The organism is Actinophytocola sp. (assembly GCF_050699935.1).
Classification (GTDB): domain Bacteria; phylum Actinomycetota; class Actinomycetes; order Mycobacteriales; family Pseudonocardiaceae; genus Actinophytocola.
Window position 1 is genome coordinate 13,097 of record NZ_JBOHGB010000085.1, and the last position, 17,537, is coordinate 30,633.

Consider the following 17,537-nt stretch of genomic DNA (forward strand, 5'->3'; position numbering starts at 1 on the left):
GCGCTTGGCGCCGGCCAGGCCGCGGCTGTTCTCCGCTGGGTGGAAGGTCAGGCGGTCAGCCAGGAGCGCCACGTCGGGATCAGGGCCTCCAGGAGCTCCGCCGGGTTCTCCGTGTTCGGCGAGTGGCGGGCGCCGGGGATCACGGCGAAGTCGGCGTCGAGGCGTTCGGCCATGTCTCGCTGCGTGGGGACCGACCACGCGTCGTCGCCCTCGCCGCACGCCACCAGGCACGGGATGCCGCGCGTGTGCAGGGTCCGGGCCAGCGACGAGACCAGGTCCGGCTCCGTGCGCAGCGCCCGCGCCTTGCCCAGCAGCGCCGCCGGCCGCGAGCGGACGAACCGCTCCCGCAGCAGCGTCACGAGCTTCGGCGAGTTGCCCGGCCGCGGCGGGTTCATCGCGTCCAGCTGCTCGCGCAGCCGCTGCGCCGCCTCGATGCCGTGCTCCCGCATCGCCGGCTCACCAAGGTCGAGCGCCTGCCGCCGCAGGCCGTCCGGCAGCTCGCCCGGGCCGGAGGCCATCAGCGTCAAGCCGGCCACCGGCGCCCCCGCCAGCACCGCACCGCGCGCCACGAGCCCGCCGTAGGAATGCCCCAGCAACACCACCTGGTTGCCCTCGGCCGCGAGCTTGCCCACCAGCTCGGCGATCACCATCCCGAGCGCCGCCGGCAGGTATGCGGCCTCGTCGTCCGGGCCGCCCGACTCGTACTGGCCCGGCATGTCGATCGCGATCGCGTCCAGGCCCGCCTCGGCGATCGGGTCCAGCAGCGGCGCGAAGTCCTCCTTGGACCCCGTGTACCCGGGCACCAGCAGCGCCGTCGGCGGCGCGTGTCCCGTGCTCGCCGTTCGCGCGTGCAGCGCGGCGATCGGACCGTAGCGGCCGGGCAGGTCCACCCGGGCACCACCATGCGGACTGATCTGCGACGGCGGAATGCTCACGCAGTCGAGTGTGCCTCACGACCCTCCACGCGTCGTAGAGTTCAGGTGAACTGTGACGATGCGTCACCTTCAGCGCATCGCGACGAGCGTGTCGCCACGCTGCTCGTACACCATCGGACCCAGCGTGGACATCGTCACCAGCCCGGTGTAGCCGCCGCGGTCCACCGGCAGCGTGCCGACCGGGCGGCCCGTCGCCGGCTTGAGCACCCGCAGCCCGTCGGAGACCGGGACCAGCATCTGGCCGGCGAACATCGTGCCGGGCCCCACCGTGTCGTCCACCGTCCACAGCGGACTGAGGTCCGCCGTCGACAGCGCGATCGTGCGGGAGCCGGTGAACCAGTAGATCGCGGCCGGCGTAGGGGTCGTCGGCACGACGCGGTCGGCCGGCTGCTCGGCGAGGTCACCCGACCCCAGTGACAGCGGGTGGGCGGCGACCTGCTCGCCCTTCTCGTTCAGCACGAGCAGCCGCGCGGGGTCGGGCTCCACGACCGCCGTGCACAGCTGCGTGGCCTCCTGATCCGCGGGGTCGAGCCGGCACTGGTCGGTCATCGCGACCACGCGCGCGCCCTCCGCGACCTCGACCGTCGCCACGACTTCGGGCTTCTCCGAGTCGTTGTTGCCGGTCGCCTGGTACACCGTGAGCCGGTCGCCCTCGTCGTCCGGGCAGTCCTCCACGACCCCGATCCGGGCCTGCACCACCGTCACCGTGCGGTACCCGCACCCGGTACGCGGCTGCTTGTCCGGGTTGACCATGGCCGGCACCTGGCCGTACTCCATGGTCTGCACGAGGTCCGAGCGCCATGTCGTCAGCAGCCGCTCGCCGGTGGTGGTCACGTAGGTGCCGTCGTAGAGCAGCCGCGTGCCGCGCTCGGCGTCGGAGTTGCGCTGGCCGCTGTCCGGCTTGTCGCGCTCCTCGCCCGGGCCGGGCTGCTTGCCGCGCTTGCCCGTGGCCGGGTCGAGCGCGGTCGTCTCGCTACAGCCACCGTCCGCGCGCGGGTCGTCCGCCGGCAGTAAGTTGGCCGACTTCTCGTACACCGCCACCGCCATCGACCACGCCGCGGTCAGCGTGCACAGCGGCAGGTCGCGCGAGTACCGCCAGCGGACCTCGCCGCTGACCGGGTCGCGGCCGGCGACCTCGCCGCCGTCACCGGTCACCACGGCCGGCCCGACGGTGACGGGCTCCGGCGTGGCGCCGCTCGTCGCCCGCCAGGCCTCGCCGAGCGAGGGTGGGAACGCGGTCGGCTGCGCCGGCGAGGGAGCCGGGCCGCCGTAGGTCGTCGAGGACGTCGTGCGGATGTCACCCCACCGCCACACGAGGAGCCCGACGACCAGCGCCACGACCGCGATGAGCGCGGCGGCGGCGACGTCGCGCCGGCGCGTGAAGCGGGAGCGCTCGACCGGCTCCCGCACCGGGTCGGCGCGCCCGTCGAGCACGTCCTCGTCCCCGATGTGGTGGGTCACGGGGGATCAGTCTGCCGAAGGCGCGGTTTCGCTCGCGTTCGGCGTGGCCGTGTCGCCGGCGGTCCGCTGGGCGGTGTCGATGCGACCGTCGATGCCACTGTCGACGCCACCCCGGCTGCGCCGCCGCCGGCGCTGCTGGCGCGAGGGCCGGTCGGACCGGCTCGCCGGCGACGTGCTCGCGCTCTCGGCCGGGGGCTCGGCCTGCGGGCCCTCCCCGTTGCGGCTGCGCCTGCGCCGCCGCCGCTGCCTGGTCTCGCCGGACTCGCCGGACTCGCCGCCTCTGCTCGACCGCGCGCGGTCGCCGCCCCGCTTGTCGCCGCCGCCCCGGCGCTTCGTGTCGCGCCGGCCCCGGCCCCGGCCGCCGAGGTCCTCCTCCGGCTCGGCCGCGAGCCCGGCGCGGGTCCGCTTGGCAAGCGGCAGCCGCCCGGTCGAGCCCTCCGGGATGCCGAGGTCGGCGAACAGGTGCTCGGAGGTGGAGTAGGTCTCCACGGGCTCCGGGATGCCCAGCCCGAGCGTGTCGCTGATCAGCTTCCAGCGCGGCTCCTCGTCCCAGTCGACGAGCGTGATCGCGACGCCCTCGCGGCCGGCCCGGCCGGTGCGGCCGATGCGGTGCACGTAGGTGCCGTCGTCCTCGGGGCACTGGAAGTTGATCACGTGCGTGACGTCTTCGATGTCGATGCCGCGGGCGGCCACGTCCGTTGAGATCAGCACGTCGACCTTGCCGGAGCGGAACGCGCGCAGCGCCTGCTCGCGGGCGCCCTGGCCCAGGTCGCCGTGCACGGCCGCGACCGCGAAGCCGCGCTCGTCGAGATCGTCGGCGACCTTCTGGGCGGTCCGCTTGGTACGGCTGAAGATCATCGTCAGACCGCGGTTCTCCGCCTGCAGCGCGCGGGCCACGACCTCGATCTTGTCGAGCGCGTGTGCCCGGTAGACGAACTGGCGGGTGCGCTCGTGGATCGCGCCGGCGTCGGTCTCCTCCGCCCGGATGTGGGTCGGGCGGTGCAGGAACGTGCGGGCCAGCGTGATGATCGGGCCGGGCATGGTGGCCGAGAACAGCATCGTGTGCCGCTCCTCGGGGACCATGCGCAGGATCCGCTCGATGTCGGGCAGGAAGCCCAGGTCGAGCATGCGGTCGGCCTCGTCGAGCACGAGCGCGTCGACCTTGCCGAGCACCAGGTGACGCTGCTCGGCGAGGTCGAGCAGCCGGCCCGGCGTGCCGACCACGACGTCGACGCCCTTGCGCAGGGCCTCGATCTGCGGCTCGTACGGGCGTCCGCCGTAGATCGACAGCACCCGCACGCCGAGGTGCTTGCCGGCGTCGGCCATGTCATGGCTGACCTGCAGGCACAGCTCGCGGGTCGGTACGACGACGAGCACCTGCGGGGTGCCGTCGCCGGGGTTGGTGATGCGCTGCAGGAGCGGCACGCCGAAGCCCAGCGTCTTGCCGGTGCCGGTGCGAGCCTGGCCGATGACGTCCTCGCCGGCGAGTGCCAGCGGCAGCGTCAGCTCCTGGATCGCGAAGGTCCGCTCGATGCCCGCCTCGGACAGGGCCTTGACGATCTCCGCCCGGATGCCGAACTCGGCGAACGTGGGGGAGTCGTCGCGCACGGGCGCGCCGGCCTGGAGCGGATGAGACGTGTCTGTTTCGGGGACGCCGGCTTCGCTGTGTTCCAGCTCTACCGGGTCCACCTCGGATGTGTTCTTGATGAGCTTCTCTCCCTTTGGTCCAGCGCGCTCCGCCCTGGACGGGCCGCTCGACCACACCTCGTGGTGCGGGAGGGCCGGCGAGGCGCGCACACCCTCTGCACGCGGCTTAGCCAAGCTCGCGTCCTGGCCAGTCTACCCGCGCCGGGGTGCGGATAGTCTCTGGGCTCATGAGCGGTGCAGGCGAGGCTGGTGCTGGCGAGGCGCTTGACCCGGGGATCGTCGACCTGCTGGGCGTGCTGGCCTACGGCGAGTTGTCCGCTTTCGACCGGCTCTCCGAGGACGCGCGCTCGGCTCCGACGCTGCCCGGGCGTGCCGCGCTGTCGTCCATGGCGGCCGCGGAGATCGGCCACTACGCGCTGATCGAGCGCTTCCTCGCCGACCACGGCGTGGACGTGCAGGACGCCATGCGGCCGTTCATCGGGCACTTCGACACCTGGCACGCGTCGACCGCGCCGCGCTCCTGGCTCGAGTCGCTGATCAAGGCCTACGTCGGCGACGGGCTCGCGGCCGACCTGTACCGCGAGATCGCCAACTGGGTCGACGACGAGACCGGCCGGCTGGTGCACGAGGTGCTCGCCGACACCGGGCACTCCGCGTTCGCCGAGCGGGAGGTCCGCGCGGCGATCGAGCAGGACCGGGCCGTGCGCGACCGGCTCACGCTGTGGGGGCGGCGGCTGCTGGGCGAGGCGCTGACCCAGGCGCAGTACGTGGTCGCCGAGCGGGACGGGCTCGCGGAGCTGATCGTGAGCGGGACCGGCGACCTGGCGGGAATCGCCGCGCTGTTCCGGCGGTTGCAGCAGGCACATGGCAGGCGGATGACCGCGCTGGGACTGGGCTAGCCTGGCCGGGTCAGGGTTCGGTAAGCGAGGCGGAGGTCAGCGTGGAGGTCAAGGTCGGAGTCGCGGACACCGCGCGGGAGCTGATGCTCAACAGCAGCCAGTCGCCGGACGAGATCGAGTCGCTCGTCACGGACGCGCTGAAGGACTCCGCCGGCACGCTCACCCTGGTCGACGACAAGGGGCGTCGGTATGTCGTGCCGTCGGCGCGGGTCGCGTACGTGGAGATCGGCACCGCCGACAGCCGCCGAGTCGGCTTCGCGACGTGACTGTCCCGCCTCTCCGGAATTCAAAGTGTTGGTTGCGTTCCGCGCGGATGGTGCGGATTCGCGGTTGATTGTGGCTGGGTGCCGTCACGGTCCCCTGAGGTTCCGTTGGGCAGGCTCGGACTTCCGCACAACGATCCGTGACACGCCTTGGTCGGTTGTTAGCTGGCGTCGTCGGCGCGTAGTTTTACTACCTTGTTGACCGCGAGCGCCTTGTTCGGGTCGAGCACTATGCCGTGCGCGCGGGTGAAGCCGTCGATCGCGGACCAGATGATCTGCGTGAGGTACTCGACGACCGCGTCCCGGGTCATGGTGCGGCGCTCGAGCCACCACTCGCTGACGTTCTGCACCATGCCGACGATCCCGTGCGCCCAGGGCTCGGCGCCGCCGGAGTCCATGTCCAGCGCGCGCAGGTAGTCGCCGAGCAGGGCGGCCAGCGCGCTGGCGATGAACTCCTTGTCCTCGGCGACGATGTCCTGCTCGACGGTGGCCTTGGCGAACGAGCGGCGGACCAGCACGCGGTAGAGGTTCGGATGCTCCTCGACGGTCGAGAAGAACGCGTCGAGGCTCTTGCGGATGCGGGGGACCGGCGCCTCCTCGTTGTTCATCGCGGGGATGAGCCGGTCGAAGAGGATCTCGGTACCGCGCTGCCCGAGCGCGACGAACAGGTCGGCCTTGTCCGTGAAGTGCCGGTACAGCACGGGTTTGGTGACACCGGCCTCGGCGGCGATGTGGTCCATGCCGACGTCGGGGCCGTGCTCGGCGAGCGCACGCATGGCGGCTTCGACGAACTCCGCCCGCCGCGCCGCCCGGTGCGAGCGCCACCGGTCGCGCCTGGCGTCGCCGGTGTCGGCGGTTCCGCTGCCGTCGGTGTCTGTTGGGCCGGACATCCTGCGAACGCTACTCCTGTCGGCCCAACCCGTGTCAGGGATTCTGGAGCGGGAAGCCGCCGCCGATGCCCTTCCACGCCAGGGTCGAGATCAGCGCGACGGCCTCCTCCTTGGCCATCGTCCGGTTGTTCGCGAGCCACGAGCGGGCCGCCACCTGGCTGATGCCCACCAGGCCCACCGCGAGCAGCGACGCCCGCTGCTCGTCAAGGCCCGCGTCGGCGGTGATCGTCGCCGTGATCGCGCGGACGCAGGTCTCGGTCCCGCGGTCGATCGCGGCCTGCACGGCCGGCTCACCCTGCAGGTCGGACTCGAACACCAGCCGGTACGCCTGGCTCTCGCGGTCCACGAAGTCGAAGTACGCGCTCACCGCGTTCCGCACGCGCGCCCTGTTGTCGGTCGTGGACTCCATCGCGTCGGTCACGCATTCGATCAGCTCGTCGACATGCATGTCCAGCAGGGCCATGTACAGCTCGAGCTTGCCCGGGAAGTGTTGGTACAGCACGGGTTTGGACACGCCGGCTCGCTCGGCGATCTCGTCCATCGCGGCCGCGTGGTAGCCGTTGGCGGCGAACACGTCCTGCGCCGCGGTGAGCAGCTGCGCCCGTCGTGCCGTGCGGGGCAGCCGCGCCGCCCGGCTCGCCTGGGCGTGCCCGGCGAGGCCGCCCTGTTGCATCGTCTCCGACATGCCGCCTCTCCTCCAGAGCCAGGATTACCGGTCCGTGCGGGTGATATGACACTACTCGTGGGTAACGGTCGTCCGCGACGGTCGGAGGTGTCACGGATCGTGTCACGGATACTGGAGCGATGAGCACGAGCTCCGCGACCCGGCCCCCGCTGACCCACGTCCCGCTCTCCGACGCCGAGCTGCCACCGGTGGACATGTCGATCCCGCCCTGGCCCGGCGAGGACCAGACGGCCGGCGGGGTGACCCTGCACGTGCGGCACACCCCGGGCACCGTGGACACGGATGCCACCGGGGCCACCGCGGTCTACGTGCACGGTCTGGGCGGGTCGGCGACCAACTGGACCGACCTCGCGGGCCAGCTCGCCACCCGCGTGCCGGGCGTCGCCGTGGACCTACCCGGGTTCGGCCGCACCCAGCCGCCGCGGCACTTCGACTACTCGATACCCGCGCACGCGGACACCGTGGCGCGGTTCGTCGACGGTCTCGACGCCGGCCCGGTGCACCTGCTCGGCAACTCGATGGGCGGAGCGATCGCCATGCTCGTCGCCTCCCGTCACCCCGAGCTGGTGCGCACCCTGACGCTGATCTCGCCCGCGGTGCCGGACCTGCGCCCGTACCTGTCGCGGATGTCGGACCCGCGGCTCGCGGTCGCCTACCTGCCGGTGATCGGCCCGGCGGTGCGCCGGCGGATGGCCCGCGAGGACGTCGACCGGCGGGTCATGCGCCTGCTGGACCTGTGCTTCGCGGAGCCGGACCGGATTCCGGAGTCCCGCAAGCGTGAGGCGAGGGAGGAGTTCGAGGAGCGCGAGCGGCTCGTGTGGTCCAACCCGGCGCTCGCCCGCAGCACGGTCGGCCTGTTCCGCACCTGGCTCGCGCCGCGGTCGCGCTCGCTGTGGCGGATCGCGCCGACGATCTCCGTGCCGACGCTCGTCGTGTGGGGCGCGAAGGACAAGCTGGTCACGGTCCGCAAGGCGCCGCGGACCGCTCTGCTGCTGCCCCGCGGCCGGCTGCTCGTGCTGCCCAACACCGGGCACGTGGCGCAGATGGAACGGCCGGGCACGGTGGCCCGCGCGGTGCTCGGCATGTGGGAGCGGTCCGCCGCGGGTGAGTGGTGATCCCGTCACCTGGCGGAGGGCGCCGCGGACAAAATGTGGCACCCTTGTTGCCGTGACGAAGCGGGCGACCCAGGAACGGCACCGTGCCGGGGCGCGCCGACCCCCGGCGCAACCTCTCGCGGCGTCCTGGCGACCCACCGACCAACCGGCGCGCGGTGAGGCACGGAGGAGACGTCGCCGCCCGCGCAAGCGTGGTCTGCGGGGCGTCCTGTCGACCTACGGCTGGCGGATCTACGCGATCCCCGTCCTGATCGCGATCACCGTGCTGGCGTTCATCCAGACCAACCGCGAGCAGGCCGGCGAGACCGCCGAGCCCGGGCAGGCCGCGGCCGACCAGGCGCCGCCGCGGCCCGGCGAGGACGGCGTGAACGTCAACGTCAGCGAGCAGCCCGCGGTGCCGCCGAACCTCAACATCCCGACCGCCGACCTGCCGAAGGGTGCGCCGTACGCGAAGTCCGGCAGGGGCGCCTGGGACATCCTGCGCGGCCGCGGCGAGCGCGTCGGCCAGGGCGGCGAGCTGTTCACCTACACGGTCGAGGTCGAGCAGGGCATCGACCTCAAGCCCTACGGCGGCAACGACTCCTTCGCCTCGCTCGTCGACGCCACGCTCGCCGATCCCCGCAGCTGGGCCGGGACCGGGCAGGTGTCGGTGCAGCGGGTCGACAAGGACGCCGACGACCCGGACATCCGGATCAGCCTGTCCACCCCGGACACCGTGCACCGCAACGAGTACTGCGGCTACTCGATCAAGTACGAGTCGTCGTGCTGGCGGCGGGACCAGGGCCGGCTGATGATCAACCTGGCGCGCTGGGTGCGCGGCGCCACCGCGTTCGGCGGCGACATCGGCAACTACCGGATCTACGCGATCAACCACGAGATCGGCCACGCGTTCGGCGAGGACCACGCGGGCTGCGACAAGGACGGTGGCCTCGCGCCGGTGATGATGCAGCAGTCGTTCGGCGTCGCCAACGACTACGTCGCGCGGCTCAACAACAGGGCCGGCTACGTCGACCCGGTCGAGGCCGACGGCAAGACCTGCCGGTACAACCCGTGGCCGAACCCGCAGGCGCGCTGAGCCGTCCCGGAATGTGAGAGCCGCGGAAGACCGGGTGGGACGAAAGCGTTGACCTGAGCAGACTGGGGATACATGGGTACGCGCGTCGAGGAGGAGCCATGGCAGGCAGTCTGCCGCCGCTGGTCGAGCCGGCCGAGGAGCTGACCAAGGACGAGGTCGCCCGCTACAGCCGGCACCTGATCATCCCGGACGTCGGGGTGGACGGTCAGAAACGGCTGAAGAACGCCAAGGTGCTGGTGGTCGGCGCGGGTGGGCTCGGCAGTCCCGCGCTGCTGTACCTGGCCGCGGCCGGGGTCGGCACGCTCGGCGTCGTCGACTTCGACGTGGTGGACGAGTCCAACCTGCAGCGTCAGGTGATCCACGGCCAGTCCGACGTGGGCAAGCCGAAGGCACTGTCGGCGAAGGAGTCGGTCGCGGAGGTCAACTCGTTCGTCACGGTGAACCTCCACCAGGAGCAGCTGACCTCCGACAACGCGCTGGACATCTTCCGCGACTACGACCTGATCCTGGACGGGACGGACAACTTCGCCACCCGCTACCTGGTCAACGACGCGGCCGTGCTGCTGGGCAAGCCGTACGTCTGGGGCTCGATCTTCCGGTTCGAGGGCCAGGTGAGCGTGTTCTGGGAGGACGCGCCGAACGGCCAGGGCCTGAACTACCGGGACCTCTACCCCGAGCCGCCGCCGCCCGGCATGGTGCCGTCGTGCGCCGAGGGCGGCGTGCTGGGCGTGCTGTGCGCGTCGATCGGCTCGGTGATGGTGACCGAGGCGATCAAGCTGATCACCGGCATCGGCGAGCCGCTGCTGGGCCGGCTGATGGTCTACGACGCGCTCGAGATGTCGTATCGGACCATCCGGATCCGCAAGGACCCGGAGTCGAAGCCGATCGAGGGCCTGATCGACTACGAGGCCTTCTGCGGTGTCGTGTCGGACGACGCCCAGCAGGCGGCGGCCAGCCACACGATCACCCCGCGCGAGCTGAAGGACAAGTTCGACCGCGGCGACGACTTCGCCCTGATCGACGTCCGCGAGCCGCACGAGTGGGAGATCGTGAACATCCCGGGTGCGGTGCTGATCCCGAAGGACCGGATCCTGTCGGGCGAGGCGCTGGCGGAGCTGCCGCAGGACAAGCCCATCGTGCTGCACTGCAAGTCGGGCGGCCGGTCGGCGGAGGCGCTGGCCGCACTGCACAAGGCGGGCTTGCGCGACGCGGTACACGTCGGCGGCGGCGTGCTCGGGTGGGCACGCGACGTCGACCCCAGCCTGCCGACCTACTGACGATCCGGGCCCGCCGCGGCACACCGGCCCGCCGTCCGTCCATCCGGCGGGCCGCGAACCGGTAGCGTGCGGTGTCGTGAGTGCGTCCCCACCGCCCCTGCATGTGCGCGCGGCCTTCGGTGTCAAGGAGATCGAGCCGGAGCTCATCGAGGCCGGGCCGCAGTGGCGGTGCGGCGAGATCGCGTTGCGCCCCATCACCAACCCGGCCGAGGCGTCCTGGGTCGCGCAGACCCTCGGCGACCTCCAGGTCCCCGAGCTGCGCATCGGACGCCCCGTGCGGGCCAGCGACGGCCGCTGGGTCGTGGGCGGCTGGGCCGCGTTCCGGCACCTCGAGGGGTGGCCCGAGCCGCGCTACGACGAGGTCGTCGCCGCGTCCCTGCGGCTGCACAAGGCCACCGCCGACGTGCCGGTGCCCCGCTTCCTCGGCGCGCGCACCGACGTGTTCGCCATCGCCGACCGGGCCGCCGCCGGCGTCGAGGACGCGCCGCTCGACCCCGCGCTCGGCGGCCGGCTGTTCGACGTCCTCATCGGCTCCCGCAAGCCACTCGGGCTGCGGCCGCAGGTCGTGCACGGCGACCTGTTCGGCAACGTGCTCTTCGACGGCGACGCCGCGCCCGGCATCACCGACTTCACCTGCTACTACCGGCCCGCCGAGTGGGCCGCCGCCGTGGTCGTAGTCGACGCGCTCGCCTGGGGTGGCGCCGACGACGCCATCCTGCGCCGCTGGTCGCACCTGCCCGAGTGGCCGCAGGCCCTGCTGCACGCCGTGCTCTTCCGCCTCGCCGTGCACGCCCTGCACCCGCACTCCACCGAGCAGTCCCTGCGTGGCCTCGAAAGCGCCGCGCACCACGTCACGGAGTTGTGACCCGCGGACCCACGAGCCGCCACAGCAGCTCGGCGCACGCCTCCAGCGGCTCGCCGTCCATGATCACGACGCCGGTCAGCAGCAGTACCACCGTGACCCCGAGCGCCGCCGCGTTGGCCCCCGGCGGCCGCAGCAGCATGGCCGCGACGAGCGCGAACGGCAGCCCGCCGCCCACGTAGGCCAGGGTCAGCTGGGCGCCGAGGGAGAAATCGCCCGCGAACGTCGCCGCCGCCGCGAACCCCCAGCCGGCCAGGCACCGAGGCCGACCACGACCACCCACAGCGCCACGCAGGCCCACTCACCGGCGGCGGGTGGCCCCGAGCGTGCCCCACCCGAGCAGGGCGAGCGCGGCGAACAGCGCGACCAGCAGGCAGAGCACCCCGAGCAGCGAGATCACCGGCAGCGTGTGGAGCGGCCGGACCACCCGATCGCCCGCGTCGAGCGTGAACACGACCGCGAGCGTGCCGGTCGACGCCGGCTGGCTGCGCGGCGAGCCGGTCGTCCTCGCGGCGGCCGGCTCCTCCGACCCGCGCGCCGTACCGACGTCGACCGCGCCGCGGCCCGTCTCGGTGTGCTCACCGGTGGCCCGGTCCGGGTCGGCTACGCGACCGGATCACCCCGCATCGGCGAGGTGGCGCCCGGGTGCGCGGTGGCGTCGTGGTTCCTCGCGCCCGGCCTCTTCCACGGGCTCGCCGTGCGGAGCGGGGCCGCGGTGGTGGCCGAACCGCTCGGCGCGCACCCGCTGGTGGTGGACCTCGTCGTGCGGCGGTACCGGGCTGGAATAATTGAACGTGCAACTAGCTTGGTGCGAGCATAGGCTGTAGGACCTCACCAAGGAGGCGTCATGCCGGCCATCACCGCGGACACGTTGACCCTGCCCCGCCTGCCCGACCCGTCCGTGCCCGACACCCGGTGGCGCGGCGTCGGCCGGATCGTCACCGCGCAGCGCTTCCTGGAGGGCGAGGGCTTCCAGGTCCGCCGCCCGTTCCCGGGGGCCGAGCTGGCGCTGGCCGACCCGTTCCTGCTGCTGGACCACATGGGTGCGGTCGAGTACGGCCCGGGCGAGGCGAAGGGCGCGCCGTGGCACCCGCACCGTGGGTTCGAGACGGTGACGTACATGATCGACGGCACTTTCGAGCACACCGACTCGATCGGCGGCGGCGGTCTCATCACCGACGGCGCCACGCAGTGGATGACCGCGGGGGCCGGGATCCTGCACAACGAGATGCCGCCGCAGGACATGGTCGCGAACGGCGGGCTGTTCCACGGCGTGCAGCTGTGGGTGAACCTGCCGCGCGCGAAGAAGATGACGACCCCGCGCTACCAGGACATCGAGGCCCGCGACGCGACGCTGCTGTCCAGCGACGACGGCGGGGCGCTGGTGCGGGTGATCGCCGGCTCGCTGGCCGGGCACGACGGGCCGGGCGTGACGCACACGCCGATCACGTACCTGCACGCGACGGTCAGCCCCGGTGCGCGCCTGGCGATGCCGTGGCCGGCGGACTACAACGCGTTGGTGTACGTGCTGTCCGGGCGCGGCACGGTCGGGCCGGACCGCCGCCCGATCGAGGAGGGCCAGCTGGCGGTCTTCACGCACGGCGACGCGCTCACCATGCAGGCGGCGGACACGCAGCCGGCGAACTCGCCGACCGGCTGGGAGATCCTGGTGCCGGGCGGCCTGCCGATCAACGAGCCGGTGGCGCGGTACGGCCCGTTCGTGATGAACACGCGCGAGGAGATCATCACGGCGTTCGAGGACTTCCAGGCGGGTCGGCTGGGCCAGATCCCCGCCGAACACCTGGCCCACCGCACGGCGGCCGACGAGTCGATTTGAGGTAGCGGGCGTGGCCTCCGGCCCGGCTACAGGCTATTTGATGACACAGCGTTGACCTGCGCTTTAGTCACGTCTAGGACCGGCCTCCGGGCTCACCTGCTTGTTCGACATGTACATGCACACATGGATGTGCTGGCGCGTCCTGGCGCACACGCGCACCGTCTCAACGGTGGGGGAGCCCGGACGCTGCCCAGCAAACGGCGCTTCTCCGGTGTCGGGCGGCAACCCCTCTTGGGATCCCTGGACCGCCTTTCCCCAGGTAAACGGGGGAGACCTGGGCAGGGAAGGTCACGGTGAGAACTCCCTTGCTCCCCGTCGCCTCCCTGATCAGATCGCCGTCGGCGATAGGCCGTCGCCACGATGCACGAGCACCCGCCAGGGGGCAGCTGTGTGATGAGCATCCTCACGGCCACCACGAGCTCACCCGAACTGTCCTGGACAGACACGTTCCGTTAGGGATATCGCGGACTACTTCTGCTGCTTCTTCTTTCGGGTAAGGTCCCGCATGATGGCTCTTGTCGTCCTTTTGGCGCGACGGTTCAACCGTATTTGCTCCCAGCGTCCACGGTTGTGAGATTCGCCTGATCCTCCGAATATGCCGTCTATGTCGACGCCAGGCGCAAGGACACCCGTCGCAGCTATCCGGTCACCCTCAGCCGTTGGGTAGTAATGTTCTTCTCCGTCAGATTCAATTCTTACTTCTACCCAGCCTTGGGCCACCATGAAGTTGAGCTTCCAGTGCAGCAGTCGAGCACCCGTCTTTGAGATCACGTCATCCACGGACCACGGAAACTTTGCGGGCGAGCCGCTACCATCGTCGACCATGAGCGATGCGACGAGGCACATGGTCTCAAATTTGTTATCCTTTGACCTAAGGAGCGAAGTAAAGGTTCTCTCGTGGGATGTGGTAGCCACGCAGATGCATTCATTCAACTCACCGAGTGTCGAAATGGCATCGTCGCCGTCAGCCACGTAGGTAATTTCCGAGCCAGGCTCCATCTTTAGAGGTGCCTCTTCATCGTTGCGTGGGCGAAGATCCACATACCACGTGGGGTACCGCGAGTGAACCAGGTGCACTCGCCGGATATACACCGGGTTATGGCTCCTGTTGATGACCGTGCCCGTTATCGTCCATGACTTCTTGTCCGGCGAGACAACAGGGTTCACTCGGAGCGAAATTCGCGTGCGTCGACCCTGCACGAATATGACAATTTGCCACGCCAAAGCTGCAATGGCTATCAGTGTTCCGATGCCAGCAATTAGAATCGCGGGGTCCATGCGCTAGCCAACAAACCTTTCCCCAATAAGGCTCAACCGTTGAGTCGCTGTATGAACGCGCACTCTACTACAAGATCAAGTTCGTCTGAAATTAGCGTTCCTTTGCGTCACGATGAGTAAGCTGAGCTGAGAATTCTGTGCGGCTGGCACAGGATTCGTCGTGCCGAGGTCGCGCACTGGGCAGAAAGTCAATCGCCGGTGGATCTTGCGGCTCGATGTGGGCTCAAGACGGTTCGCCCACGGTCGCGAGGTGCGGCCCCAGTGCGCCAGGGTGCCCATCCAGCTCGGCGGTGATGCCGACAAGTGCAGCAAGGCGCGCCCGGAAAAGTAACTGCTCGCCTACCGACGCGCACCGACAAAACCGCGCCACCAAGCCAAAGCCTATGGATTACCGCCCCCAGGGGGGTCCCCCCGATTTCCAGCCTACCGGTGGGGACCGACAGTCCTGGCGTGCTCATGCGGACCTGTGGACAGCTACCGGAATTGTGGATAACCCGGCGGGGGTCCCCGATTTCAAATCTACTGGTGGGGACCGACAGTTCAGGTGGCGCCGAGGAGATCTGTGGACATCCGTTGGCATTGTGGACAACCGCCTCGGGTCCCCCGATTTCCAGTCTACCGGCGAGCACCGACAGTTGCGGTCGGGCGAGCACGTGGGCCGGGTCAGGGGCGCCAGCGGTACTCGCGCATGCTGACTCGCTGCCCGTCCGCCAGCACGCCCTCGGCTCGCAGGAGCTCCAGTTGGTGGTGGACCAGGTGCGGGGCAGGCGTGCCGTTCGCGCGTAGGACCCGGTGCCAGGGGAGGTCGTGGCCGTCCTCGCCGAGGATTCGGCCCACCAGGCGGGGCGTCGAGGCCCCGGCCATGGCGGCGATGTCGCCGTAGGTGGACACCCGGCCCGCCGGGATCGACGCGACCAGCTCGCGAACCCGTTCGTGCAGCGCCTCGTCCACGCCGCCAAGTATGACGGCGTGCCGGTACCGGGAACGTCGGTCCGCCGTGTTTTCATCGTCGGCGTGGTCACCACCGCAAAGCAGCCGGCCCCCCGGCTCGTGCGCCGGCCGGTGGCACCCCGACGGCCCTCCCGGTGGGATGCCGCGGCCCAGCGCGTACTCGACGGAGCCGAGGGCTTCGTCCGCGTGCTCGGGGGGCCCGGCACCGGCAAGACCACCCTGCTCGCCGAGGTCGCCGCGGACCGCATCCGGCGCGGTGGCGTCGACCCCGACCAGCTCCTCGTGGTCACGGCCAACCGGCGCGCCGCCACGGAGGTCCGCCAGGTCATCAGCGGCCTGCTGACCGCGGGCGAGGACGCCGTCAGGACCGTCCGCGAGCCGCTGGTCCGCACCGTGCACTCCTACGCCTTCTCCGTCCTGCGCCTGCAGGCCGCCATGCGCGACGTCCCCGGACCGCGCCTGCTGTCCGGGCCCGAGCAGGACGCCGTCGTCCGCGAGCTGCTTGCCGGGGACGTCGAGGACGAGGCCCACTACTGGCCCGACCGCCTCTGGCCGGCGCTGGCCGTGCCCGGGTTCGCCGAGGAGCTGCGCGACCTGATGCTGCGCGCCGCCGAGCGCGGGCTCGGGCCCGAGGACCTGATCAAGGTCGGCCGGGACGCCAGGCGGGACGAGTGGGTCGCCGCCGGCGCGTTCGCCCGGCAGTACGAGCAGGTCACGCTGCTCGCCGGCGCCGACGGCGTGGCCCAGGAGTCCGCTCCCGCGCTCGACGCCGCCGAGCTCGTCGCGAGCGCCCTGCTCGCCTTCGACACCGACGCCGACCTGCTCGCCGGCGAGCGGGACCGGGTCCGCTACCTGCTCGTCGACGACGCGCAGCACCTCGACCCGCTGCAGTACCGCCTGCTCGCCCGGCTCGGCCTCGCCGCCAAGGAGTTCGTCCTCGCCGGCGACCCCGACCAGGCCGTCTTCTCCTTCCGTGGCGCCGACCCCCGCCTGCTCGGCGACACCCATCCCGACGGCGGCACCGTCGTGCTGCGCCAGACCCACCGTCTGGCGCCCGCCGTCCGACAGGCCGTCGCCCGCCTCGCAACCCGGCTGCCCGGTGCCGCACCGCAGCGGCCCACCCTCGACACGACCGAGCCGCGCGTCGAGAACTCCCGCAACAACGGCCGGGTCACCGTCTGCCTGCACGCCACCGACGCCGCCGAGGCCGCCTGGGCCGCCGACCAGCTGCGCCGTGCCCACCTCATCGACGGCGTGCCGTGGTCGGAGATGGCCGTCCTGGTCCGTTCCGCCACCCGCTCCGTGCCGGTCCTGCAGCGCGCGCTCGCCTCCGCCGGCGTCCCGGTCACCACCGACGCCGACGAGCTGCCGCTCGCCCGCCAGCCCGCCGTCCGGCCGTTCCTCGAGCTGCTGCGCGTCGCCGCCGACCCGCACCTGCTCGACCCCGCTCGCGCGGAGATGCTGCTGTCCAGCCAGTTCGGCGGCGCCGACCCACTGGCGTTGCGCCGCCTCCGCCGGGGACTGCGCCGCCTGGAGCTCGCGGCCGGAAGCGACCGGCCGAGCGACGACCTGCTCGTCGAGGTCCTCGATGACGGCGACAAGCTGGCCGCGCTGGACGAGACCGAGGCGGCGAGCGTGCACCGGGTCGGCGGACTGCTGGCGACCGCGCGGCAGGCCATCGCCGAGCATGCCGGCATCGAGCAGGTGTTGTGGCTGGTGTGGCAGCAGAGTGGCCTGGAGGAACGTTGGGTGGCCCAGTCCCGGCGCGGCGGCCCGCTCGGCGCACAGGCCGACCGCGACCTCGACGCGATCGTCGGGCTGTTCCACGCGGCCGGCCGCTACGCCGACCGGTTGCCCGGGGCCGGTGTCACGGGATTCGCCGAATACCTTGCCGCACAACGGATCGTGGGCGACACGCTGGCGCCGTCCGCGCAGCGGGGCGAAGCCGTCTCGGTCATCACCGCGCACGCCGCCGTCGGTCGCGAGTGGACGGTCGTGGCCGTGCTCGGCGTGCAGGAGGGGACCTGGCCGGACCTGCGGCTGCGCGGCTCCCTGCTCGGCGTGGAGCGGCTCACCGACCTGCTGTCCGGAGTGGACGGCGTGGAGCTGTCCGCCACCGCGCCGCTGCTCGCCGAGGAGCGCCGGCTGTTGCTCGTCGCGGCCAGCCGGGCCAGGCACACGCTGCTGCTGTCGGCGATCCGCGGCGAGGACGAGCAGCCGTCCCGGTTCCTCTCCGAGATCGCCGGCGGTGACGTCGAGGAGGCCGCCCGCCCGGCCCGGCTCGGCGGCCCCCGCCGCGCGCTCGTGCTCGCCGACCTGGTGGGGGAGCTGCGCCGCGCGGTCTGCGACGGCACCTCCCCGC

The 17,537-nt window shown here is 71.6% G+C and carries 18 protein-coding genes; 9 read left to right on the plus strand and 9 right to left on the minus strand.

Annotated elements, in window-relative coordinates; genetic code table 11:
* Window positions 1–47: 47 nt before the first annotated feature.
* The 3 genes from ACRDTB_RS24230 to ACRDTB_RS24240 all read right to left on the minus strand — a co-directional run bounded on the left by ACRDTB_RS24230 (window position 48) and on the right by ACRDTB_RS24240 (window position 4,085).
* Complete coding sequence (locus ACRDTB_RS24230; RefSeq protein ID WP_431433815.1) at window positions 48–935, minus strand: alpha/beta fold hydrolase; 888 nt, start codon at window positions 933–935, stop codon at window positions 48–50.
* Between the two features lie 69 nt (window positions 936–1,004).
* Window positions 1,005–2,396 (minus strand): Rv3212 family protein, encoded by a 1,392-nt coding sequence (locus ACRDTB_RS24235; RefSeq protein WP_431433816.1) that lies wholly within the window; start codon window positions 2,394–2,396, stop codon window positions 1,005–1,007.
* A gap of 6 nt (window positions 2,397–2,402) precedes the next feature.
* A complete protein-coding gene (locus ACRDTB_RS24240) occupies window positions 2,403–4,085 on the minus strand; it encodes a DEAD/DEAH box helicase (protein ID WP_431433818.1) in 1,683 nt (560 codons plus the stop codon).
* A gap of 185 nt (window positions 4,086–4,270) precedes the next feature.
* On the opposite strand from ACRDTB_RS24240, the gene ACRDTB_RS24245 reads away from it, so the two are divergent.
* Window positions 4,271–4,942, plus strand: coding sequence for a ferritin-like fold-containing protein (locus tag ACRDTB_RS24245; protein ID WP_431433820.1), 672 nt, complete (start codon window positions 4,271–4,273; stop codon window positions 4,940–4,942).
* Between the two features lie 41 nt (window positions 4,943–4,983).
* A complete protein-coding gene (locus ACRDTB_RS24250) occupies window positions 4,984–5,208 on the plus strand; it encodes a DUF3107 domain-containing protein (RefSeq protein WP_431433822.1) in 225 nt (74 codons plus the stop codon).
* A 158-nt stretch (window positions 5,209–5,366) separates the two neighbouring features.
* Here the strand turns inward: ACRDTB_RS24250 and ACRDTB_RS24255 are convergent, their stop codons facing one another.
* Window positions 5,367–6,095 (minus strand): TetR/AcrR family transcriptional regulator, encoded by a 729-nt coding sequence (locus ACRDTB_RS24255; RefSeq protein WP_431433824.1) that lies wholly within the window; start codon window positions 6,093–6,095, stop codon window positions 5,367–5,369.
* Window positions 6,096–6,129: 34 nt separating this feature from the next.
* Complete coding sequence (locus ACRDTB_RS24260; RefSeq protein ID WP_431433826.1) at window positions 6,130–6,780, minus strand: TetR/AcrR family transcriptional regulator; 651 nt, start codon at window positions 6,778–6,780, stop codon at window positions 6,130–6,132.
* A gap of 119 nt (window positions 6,781–6,899) precedes the next feature.
* On the opposite strand from ACRDTB_RS24260, the gene ACRDTB_RS24265 reads away from it, so the two are divergent.
* From ACRDTB_RS24265 to ACRDTB_RS24280, 4 genes are all read left to right on the plus strand, one after another.
* Window positions 6,900–7,895 carry an alpha/beta fold hydrolase gene (locus ACRDTB_RS24265; RefSeq protein ID WP_431433828.1) on the plus strand — a complete coding sequence of 332 codons (996 nt, stop codon included), beginning with the start codon at window positions 6,900–6,902 and terminating at the stop codon, window positions 7,893–7,895.
* Window positions 7,896–7,947: 52 nt separating this feature from the next.
* Window positions 7,948–8,970 (plus strand): DUF3152 domain-containing protein, encoded by a 1,023-nt coding sequence (locus ACRDTB_RS24270; RefSeq protein ID WP_431433829.1) that lies wholly within the window; start codon window positions 7,948–7,950, stop codon window positions 8,968–8,970.
* 98 nt (window positions 8,971–9,068) lie between these two features.
* Entirely contained in the window at window positions 9,069–10,247 is a 1,179-nt protein-coding gene (gene moeZ, locus ACRDTB_RS24275) for an adenylyltransferase/sulfurtransferase MoeZ (RefSeq protein ID WP_431433831.1), read from the plus strand.
* Between the two features lie 76 nt (window positions 10,248–10,323).
* Window positions 10,324–11,112 (plus strand): TIGR02569 family protein, encoded by a 789-nt coding sequence (locus tag ACRDTB_RS24280; RefSeq protein WP_431433832.1) that lies wholly within the window; start codon window positions 10,324–10,326, stop codon window positions 11,110–11,112.
* Here ACRDTB_RS24280 and ACRDTB_RS24285 read toward each other — a convergent pair.
* Window positions 11,099–11,392: a hypothetical protein gene (locus ACRDTB_RS24285; RefSeq protein WP_431433834.1), complete on the minus strand. Its 294-nt coding sequence runs from the start codon at window positions 11,390–11,392 to the stop codon at window positions 11,099–11,101. The genes ACRDTB_RS24280 and ACRDTB_RS24285 overlap by 14 nt on opposite strands.
* An 18-nt stretch (window positions 11,393–11,410) precedes the next feature.
* Window positions 11,411–11,563: a hypothetical protein gene (locus tag ACRDTB_RS24290; protein WP_431433836.1), complete on the minus strand. Its 153-nt coding sequence runs from the start codon at window positions 11,561–11,563 to the stop codon at window positions 11,411–11,413.
* A 120-nt stretch (window positions 11,564–11,683) separates the two neighbouring features.
* Here ACRDTB_RS24290 and ACRDTB_RS24295 point away from each other — a divergent pair, with 120 nt between their 5' ends.
* Entirely contained in the window at window positions 11,684–11,929 is a 246-nt protein-coding gene (locus ACRDTB_RS24295; protein WP_431433838.1) for a sirohydrochlorin chelatase, read from the plus strand.
* 27 nt (window positions 11,930–11,956) lie between these two features.
* Window positions 11,957–12,946: a pirin family protein gene (locus ACRDTB_RS24300; protein WP_431433840.1), complete on the plus strand. Its 990-nt coding sequence runs from the start codon at window positions 11,957–11,959 to the stop codon at window positions 12,944–12,946.
* A gap of 468 nt (window positions 12,947–13,414) precedes the next feature.
* Here the strand turns inward: ACRDTB_RS24300 and ACRDTB_RS24305 are convergent, their stop codons facing one another.
* Both ACRDTB_RS24305 and ACRDTB_RS24310 read right to left on the minus strand, forming a co-directional pair.
* Window positions 13,415–14,224 carry a hypothetical protein gene (locus ACRDTB_RS24305; RefSeq protein WP_431433842.1) on the minus strand — a complete coding sequence of 270 codons (810 nt, stop codon included), beginning with the start codon at window positions 14,222–14,224 and terminating at the stop codon, window positions 13,415–13,417.
* Between the two features lie 663 nt (window positions 14,225–14,887).
* The gene (locus ACRDTB_RS24310) at window positions 14,888–15,175 is read right to left on the minus strand and encodes an MGMT family protein (protein ID WP_431433844.1); all 288 of its coding nucleotides are present in this window, start codon (window positions 15,173–15,175) and stop codon (window positions 14,888–14,890) included.
* 63 nt (window positions 15,176–15,238) lie between these two features.
* On the opposite strand from ACRDTB_RS24310, the gene ACRDTB_RS24315 reads away from it, so the two are divergent.
* Window positions 15,239–17,537, plus strand: a 2,299-nt coding sequence (locus tag ACRDTB_RS24315) for an ATP-dependent helicase (protein WP_431433846.1), incomplete at its 3' end; no start/stop codon positions are given.